The organism is uncultured Mycobacterium sp., assembly GCF_964249325.1.
Taxonomy (GTDB): domain Bacteria; phylum Actinomycetota; class Actinomycetes; order Mycobacteriales; family Mycobacteriaceae; genus Mycobacterium.
This window is the reverse complement of sequence record NZ_CAXUCH010000239.1, coordinates 1-6,408: the sequence shown is the minus strand read 5'-3', so window position 1 is coordinate 6,408 and position 6,408 is coordinate 1. Positions and strand designations below refer to the sequence as shown.

The 6,408-nt window shown below is 66.6% G+C and carries 7 protein-coding genes; 3 read left to right on the top strand and 4 right to left on the bottom strand.

The features are described 5' to 3' along the window. The first annotated feature begins 37 nt into the window (after positions 1–37). Together bioD and ACFE99_RS21245 are read left to right on the top strand one after the other, a co-directional pair. Complete coding sequence (gene bioD / locus ACFE99_RS21250) at positions 38–718, top strand: dethiobiotin synthase (RefSeq protein WP_375488382.1); 681 nt, start codon at positions 38–40, stop codon at positions 716–718. Further along, the gene (locus tag ACFE99_RS21245; RefSeq protein WP_375488381.1) at positions 718–1,227 is read left to right on the top strand and encodes a 2'-5' RNA ligase family protein; all 510 of its coding nucleotides are present in this window, start codon (positions 718–720) and stop codon (positions 1,225–1,227) included. The genes bioD and ACFE99_RS21245 overlap by 1 nt, the downstream gene beginning before the upstream one ends. Before the next feature lie 6 nt (positions 1,228–1,233). On the opposite strand, the gene ACFE99_RS21240 is transcribed toward ACFE99_RS21245, so the two are convergent. The 4 genes from ACFE99_RS21240 to ACFE99_RS21225 all read right to left on the bottom strand — a co-directional run bounded on the left by ACFE99_RS21240 (position 1,234) and on the right by ACFE99_RS21225 (position 5,130). Beyond that, positions 1,234–2,601, bottom strand: a complete 1,368-nt coding sequence (locus ACFE99_RS21240; protein ID WP_375488380.1) for a hypothetical protein — start codon at positions 2,599–2,601, stop codon at positions 1,234–1,236. Next, complete coding sequence (locus ACFE99_RS21235) at positions 2,598–2,975, bottom strand: hypothetical protein (protein WP_375488379.1); 378 nt, start codon at positions 2,973–2,975, stop codon at positions 2,598–2,600. The genes ACFE99_RS21240 and ACFE99_RS21235 overlap by 4 nt, the downstream gene beginning before the upstream one ends. Beyond that, complete coding sequence (locus tag ACFE99_RS21230; RefSeq protein ID WP_375488378.1) at positions 2,975–4,837, bottom strand: hypothetical protein; 1,863 nt, start codon at positions 4,835–4,837, stop codon at positions 2,975–2,977. Before ACFE99_RS21230 ends, ACFE99_RS21235 begins: the two co-directional genes overlap by 1 nt. Before the next feature lie 116 nt (positions 4,838–4,953). Continuing rightward, on the bottom strand, positions 4,954–5,130 hold the full coding sequence (locus ACFE99_RS21225) for a hypothetical protein (protein ID WP_375488383.1): 177 nt from the start codon (positions 5,128–5,130) through the stop codon (positions 4,954–4,956). 162 nt (positions 5,131–5,292) lie between these two features. On the opposite strand from ACFE99_RS21225, the gene bioB reads away from it, so the two are divergent. After that, complete coding sequence (gene bioB / locus ACFE99_RS21220; RefSeq protein WP_375488377.1) at positions 5,293–6,312, top strand: biotin synthase BioB; 1,020 nt, start codon at positions 5,293–5,295, stop codon at positions 6,310–6,312. The last annotated feature ends 96 nt before the right edge of the window (positions 6,313–6,408 follow it).

Genomic DNA, 6,408 nt, shown 5'->3' with positions numbered 1-6,408 from the left:
AGACGGTGCTGACCGACGTGCTGTCCGTGGCGCGGCGGTGACGGTCCTCGTCGTCACCGGCACCGACACCGGGGTGGGCAAGACGATCGCCTGCGCGGCGCTGGCCTGCCACGCGCGGCAAGCCGGCGTCGAGGTGGCGGTGTGTAAACCGGTGCAGACCGGCATCGACGCGGGCGACGACGACCTCGCCGACGTGGCTCGATTGTCCGGCGTCACTGAGCTGAGGGGGCTGGCACGGTATCCGCAGCCGCTGGCACCGGTGGCCGCCGCCTATCACGCCGGAATGAGCCTGCCTACTCGCGACGAGATAGTGGCGCTGGTTCGCAGTCTCGATCGCCCAGGACGGTTGACCGTGGTCGAAGGCGCCGGTGGGCTGCTGGTGGAACTGGCTCAACACGGCGTCACCTTGCGCGACGTCGCGGTCGACCTGGCCGCCCCTGTGCTGGTCGTAGCTCGTGCCGAGCTGGGCACCCTCAACCACACCGCTCTGACGCTGGAAGCCCTTGTGGCACAGGGTCTTTCGTGCGCCGGACTAGTGATCGGCAGCTGGCCGGCTCAGGCCGAGACGGTGCACAGCGTCAACCGGTGCGCGCTGGCGAAGCTGGCACCGGTGCGGGCCGCGCTGCCAGCGGGCGCCGGGGCGATGGCCGCGGCGGATTTCGCTGCGATGAGCGCGCGAGCATTCGACCGGGACTGGGTGAGCGCGCTGGTCGGCTGATGGTTCACTCGATCGAGCTGGTCTTCGACGACGACACCGCGGCGGCGATTCGCCGCATCTGGAAAGATCTTGCCGCAGCTGGCATCCCGAGTCAGGCGCCGGCCAGCCGCCCGCACGCGACCATGGCGGTCGCCGAGCGCATCGAGCCCGAAGTCGACGTGCTGCTGGCGCCGGTTGTCCACCAGCTGCCGCACGACTGCATCATCGGTGCGCCAGTGCTGTTCGGCCGGGCCAAGGTCGTGCTCGCCCGGCTGGTGGTGCCGACGACGCAGCTGCTGACAGTGCACGCGGAGGTGCACCGGCTATGCCTGCCGCATATGGTGCCCGAGCCCATGGCGAACAGCACGCCCGGCAACTGGACCGCCCATGTCACGATGGCCCGCCGGGTGGGAGGCGCCCAGCTGGGACGGGCGTTGCGCATCGTCGGCCGGCCATCCCAAATCGCGGGCAGCATCACGGGTTTGCGCCGCTGGGACGGCAACAAGAAGGCTGAGTACCTGATCGGCTGACGGTGGCTATCCGCCGAAAAGCAGATACAGGCCGGTGAACGTGTAGCCCACCATGACCAGCATCATCGTGAGCTGGCCGGTGAGTTGGTGACCCGCAGGCAGCAGCCGAAGGGCTCTGTCGTGGGCAGCGATGACCGCGACGATGTGACCGACGACCACGCATGTCACCTTGATGCCGGCCAATAGCGACGGGTGCATGGACAGCACGTAGGCGACGCGCAGATGCGCCAGCCCGAGCATGTTCCAGCCTCGGCCGAACGGGTCGGCGAGTGCGAAGATGGCCTGCTGGCCGCGCTCGACCAGATACGACAGATAGTGGGCGAAGATGTAGCCGACCACGATCGGGATCAGTGAGTGCGCCATCTGGGCGGGCAGCGCCCGGCGCTGCTCGCGGCCGACGCCGCCGGTGGCGCGCGCGGCAAGCGAAAACGTCAGCGCCACAACCGAAACGAAGACCAGCAACCCGATGCTGCGCAGCACCGACGACGATACCGTCGGCGGGACTGCATGGGCAGCGCGCGACAGTCGGTCGGCGAAGTTGCGCCATGTCGGTGAGGCCGAGTAGCTGTCGAACGCGGTCGACCCCAACAACACCGCCAGCATCGCGACGACACCGGGCCGAACCGGCAGCGACGGCAGGTGGTCAAACGGGTTGCCGATGACGATCTGCCCGGAGACCGCGTTGCGGCGAAACGGCGACAGCCGCGAAACCGCCATGCTGTACACGCCGAACGGGTCCACTCGGGCCAGCCATCGCTGCCCGCACAGCCACGTCCCGGCCAGCAACACCACCGTGTACACCAGCAGCCACGCCTTGACCGCGGGCAGCGACGCCGAGTTGGGGCTGGCCAGCTCCATCCACACGAACGCGAACAGCCCCACGGCAGCCGGGCGATATCCCCAGCTTTCCGGATAGGACAGTCGCGGCCGACACAAGCGCTGCGGGGGGATGCGCCTCAGCAGCAGATACATCGTGCGTATGGGCGAGAGCACCCGCCACACCGGTCCGAAGAGCAGCGACAGCGCCACCAGCCCCACCCACAGCAGCACATAAAATGCCCCGAGCATGGCATTGTTCGGCGTCTGAGGACCAAACAAGCCGGCCAGCACCACCCATACCGCGAAAACCAGCGCCACCCCCGCCGCCGTCGCGCGGATGGCGCGGGCATCGACCAGGGCGGTGATCACCTCCGGCAGGGGGCGTCCGGGTTTCTCGGGATCAAATCGCGGCTGCCGCCACGCGAATGCCACCAGGGCGAACGTGAACGTCAACGCCCACGCCGCACCCACCACAGCGTAGGCGTAGGGCACCGGCAGATCGCTCGACCCGCCAAGACCATGCGCCAGCACCTCAGTGGCGCCGGCCGTGCTCACGGCCGCACGTGAATTGTCGCGATGGTGCGGTCCAGATGGTGTAGCTCGACTTCCACATTGCCGGGGACGTCGACCTTGAACTCGAACGTTTGGTTGGGCGCTGCGGCGACCTCGAACTTGTGATCAGGTGTGGAATGCACATGCAGCTCGTCGGGGGCATCGCTGGTGACGTCGAAGGTGATCGGCGCGCCGACCTTGGCCTCAAGCGTGGCATTGGTCGGGGTGACGTGTCCCTTGCTGATGGTGACGTTGACCACGAGAGCGTTCGGCGGCCCGCCTTTGTTAGACGAACCGCCGCAGCCGACCAGACCGGCGCAAATCAGCGCCGCGGCCGCGACGGTGATGAGCGCCCCGCGAATCGCTTTCGCCACCATCACGCTGCCCGTGGAGGGGAGCGATCCGCCGCCTTCATCTCCTCCGGCTGCTTCGGCGCGATGTCGCGGGCATTGATCCGGCCGGCGCCCCAGGTCAGCGCCGAGATGACCATCAGCGTCAAGATCAGCACCACGATTCCGCCCGCGGTGAACAACCAGGCCGGCACGTTCGGGTCGCGTTCGCGCTGCAGAATCGTCACCTCGAGCACGAAGGGACGGGTGCTGGACGCCATGGCCGGTATCTCGGGTGCCGGAATGGCGTCGTCGGCCGGCGCGTAGATCGGCACCGCCGTCATCGTCCGGCCATCTTGGACGCGCAGCAACGTCTTCCACGTTCCCCACACCGGAACCGGCTGGGTGGATTGGTAGTGCCCGGGTCCGATCGGCTTGAGCCAGTCGATCACCAAACCGCGGTGATCGCTCATCCGCCCCTGCCAGGACAGGGTCGTCAGCCAGTCCGGGTGCTTGCTGACCAGGTCGGACGGATTGATCTGCACGTCGGCCGACACCATGCGCCGCCCGGGTGGGCTGGGCACGTCAGTCAGCTTGATGGTGGCGGTGTCTTGCTTTGGCACCCGGATATGCAGCCCGTTGGCCACCCCCGCGCCGATCACCAGCACCGTAAGCGCCACGATGGTGATGCCGATCGCCCGGCCCGGCAGGCGTTGGCTGGTCAGCACCATGCCCAGCATCGCGCCGCACAGCCCGGTCATCACCGCCGCCGGCACCGCCATCGCCAGGGCTTCGCCCCATAGGCTTACCGGCCACGGATAGTGATACACCGCGCCGATCCACAGCGACTCCAGCCACAGGCCGACCGTGCCCACGGCCAAGCCGGAAACGGCGCCGAACAGCAGCGGGCGCCGCAGCAGCGGTGTAAGACCCAGCAACTCGACCACCACCGCTGGACCGAGATACAGCGGGAACCAGTTGATCGGAGCTCCCAAGATCGGCCCGACCAGCAATGCGACCGCGCCGCGCAGCGCGATCGCGAAAAGGGCCGCGATGATCGCGGCTCCGCGTCCCATCGTGACGCGCGCTGCGACGGACGCGACCGCTGCCGCCGCCGCGATCAGCATCGGCTGGAACACCAACCGGAACTGGGGGACGCCGAAGTCGAACTCGATCTGCCAGACCGACATCCCGATGAACAAGCCGCCAAAGGACAAATAGCGCAAGAATTTGATGAGCGGACGCTCATCTCTTGCGTACGTGCCCTCGGCGGGTGTGTCCGGCAGGACCCGCCCGCCTTCGTATTCCAGCATCAGGGCCGCAAAAAGCGAGAACCCGGCACCGCCGATCATCATCAAATGTGTTGGACCCCACAGCGTGACGTCTTGGCCGAAGATGCGATGCCAGATGTCATCGAGCGGGAAACCGATCAGCGCGTACAGCCCGCAGCCGGCCATCAGCACGCCGCCGACCGGTGCATACCAGTCGCGGGTGATACGCACCGCAGCCGGGCCGGGCCTGTCGAACGGCAACACCACCGCGATCATGCCTGCGAGGAAAATCCCGAACAGACCGATCACGATGAAGTAGTGCGCAGGGTTGGCCAATGGACCAGGATCGCGGCCATTGCCGATGTGCCAGCTGACGTCCCAGATGAACCCGAAAAGCGCGCAAATGATCGACGTGGTGAACACCGGAACCGGCAGCGCGACCCAGGCAGGGCGGTTGAACTTTTCGCCCATCCACTCCGCGAGCCGGTTCAACCACGTGATCCGATGAGTGCGGTGCCCGTAGCCGACCCACAGCATCAACGCGACGATCACCGCCGCAGCAATACTGAGGCCTATCACCTGGTTGAGCCCGGCGCCACGCGCCGGTGCTTCCGCAAGAACCGCTGAGCCCACCGTCATCGCCTCCCAACCGCACTGGGCCGCCCGAGAGCCTGACCGCCGAGCGGCGACTTACTCCACGGTAGGTTACCGATCCGTCGTGAGCTCAAACACGAAATTCGTCGAACCAAGCGTTGTCATGTCGACTTGTCGCTGACTTCGGACTTGTTGGCCGGATCCGCATTGCGCCTGTCGCGTATCGCGACGTACAACACCACACCCACCACGATCACTGCCGGCAAAAACGCGGGTCCTGCCAGCAGGATCCAGTGATGAGCGAGGTATTCCACCCGCACCTGGCCCATGGCATCCATTGATCGGTCGATACACGTGAACGTACCCGGCCAGCTGAGATCTCATGCATCAGGGCATCGCGCGTTTGTGTGGTGGTGCGCCCGTACCCTAACGTGAACACCGTTTCTGCCCGGCTGGACGAGCCTGGCAAAAGTTTTTGTGCCAACACGAGGGAGTACCGGGTGACTCAGGCGGCAACTCGGCCCACCACCGACATTCTCGCCGCAGCTCGCCGCCAGGTGCTGCAGCGCGGTGAGGGACTGGGCCAAGACCAGGTGCTGCAGGTATTGCAGCTGCCCGACGACCGGCTCGAGGAACTGCTGGCCCTGGCCCATGAAGTGCGGATGGCCTGGTGTGGGCCCGACGTCGAAGTTGAAGGCATCATCAGCCTGAAAACCGGTGGCTGCCCGGAAGATTGCCACTTCTGCTCACAGTCAGGGCTTTTCGACTCGCCGGTGCGCAGTGCCTGGCTCGATATTCCGAGTCTGGTGGAAGCGGCCAAGCAGACCGCGAAGACGGGCGCCACCGAATTCTGCATTGTGGCCGCGGTGCGCGGACCCGACGACCGGCTGATGGCACAGGTCGCCGCGGGGATCGAAGCGATCCGCGATGAAGTCGACATCCACATCGCCTGTTCGTTGGGAATGCTCAGCGCTGAGCAGGTCGAGCAGCTGGCGGCGATGGGGGTGCATCGCTACAACCACAACCTCGAAACCGCTCGCTCGTTTTTCCCCAACGTCGTGACCACCCACACCTGGGAAGAGCGCTGGGACACCTTGTCGATGGTGCGCGAAGCCGGAATGGAGGTGTGCTGCGGCGGCATCCTGGGCATGGGGGAGACGCTGCAGCAGCGCGCCGAATTTGCCGGCGAGCTCGCGGAGCTCGGTCCGGACGAGGTACCGCTGAACTTCCTCAACCCGCGGCCGGGCACACCGTTCGGCGACTTGGAGGTGCTGCCGGCCAGTGAAGCACTCAAGGCGGTGGCGGCCTTCCGGCTGGCGCTGCCTCGCACGATGCTGCGGTTCGCCGGCGGCCGCGAGATCACCCTCGGCGACCTGGGTGCCAAGCGCGGCATGCTGGGCGGCATCAACGCCGTGATCGTCGGCAACTACCTGACCACGCTGGGCCGGCCGGCCGAAGCCGACCTGCGACTGCTCGACGATCTGCAGATGCCGATCAAGGCGCTCAACGCAAGCCTGTAGATACTAGAGGTCAATGGTTCGCGCTCTGCCCGCTCCGATCGGCGCGGGCGTCTACAACGTCTACACCGGTGATCCGGCGGGCACCTCGGTCTCGCC

What these genes read in the sequence shown, in the direction of transcription:
- ACFE99_RS21230 (WP_375488378.1), bottom strand. Translation starts at nt 4,837, where the DNA reads ATGACGGTGGGCTCAGCGGTTCTTGCGGAAGCACCGGCGCGTGGCGCC.
- ACFE99_RS21235 (WP_375488379.1), bottom strand. Translation starts at nt 2,975, where the DNA reads ATGGTGGCGAAAGCGATTCGCGGGGCGCTCATCACCGTCGCGGCCGCG.
- ACFE99_RS21245 (WP_375488381.1), top strand. Translation starts at nt 718, where the DNA reads ATGGTTCACTCGATCGAGCTGGTCTTCGACGACGACACCGCGGCGGCG.
- ACFE99_RS21225 (WP_375488383.1), bottom strand. Translation starts at nt 5,130, where the DNA reads ATGGATGCCATGGGCCAGGTGCGGGTGGAATACCTCGCTCATCACTGG.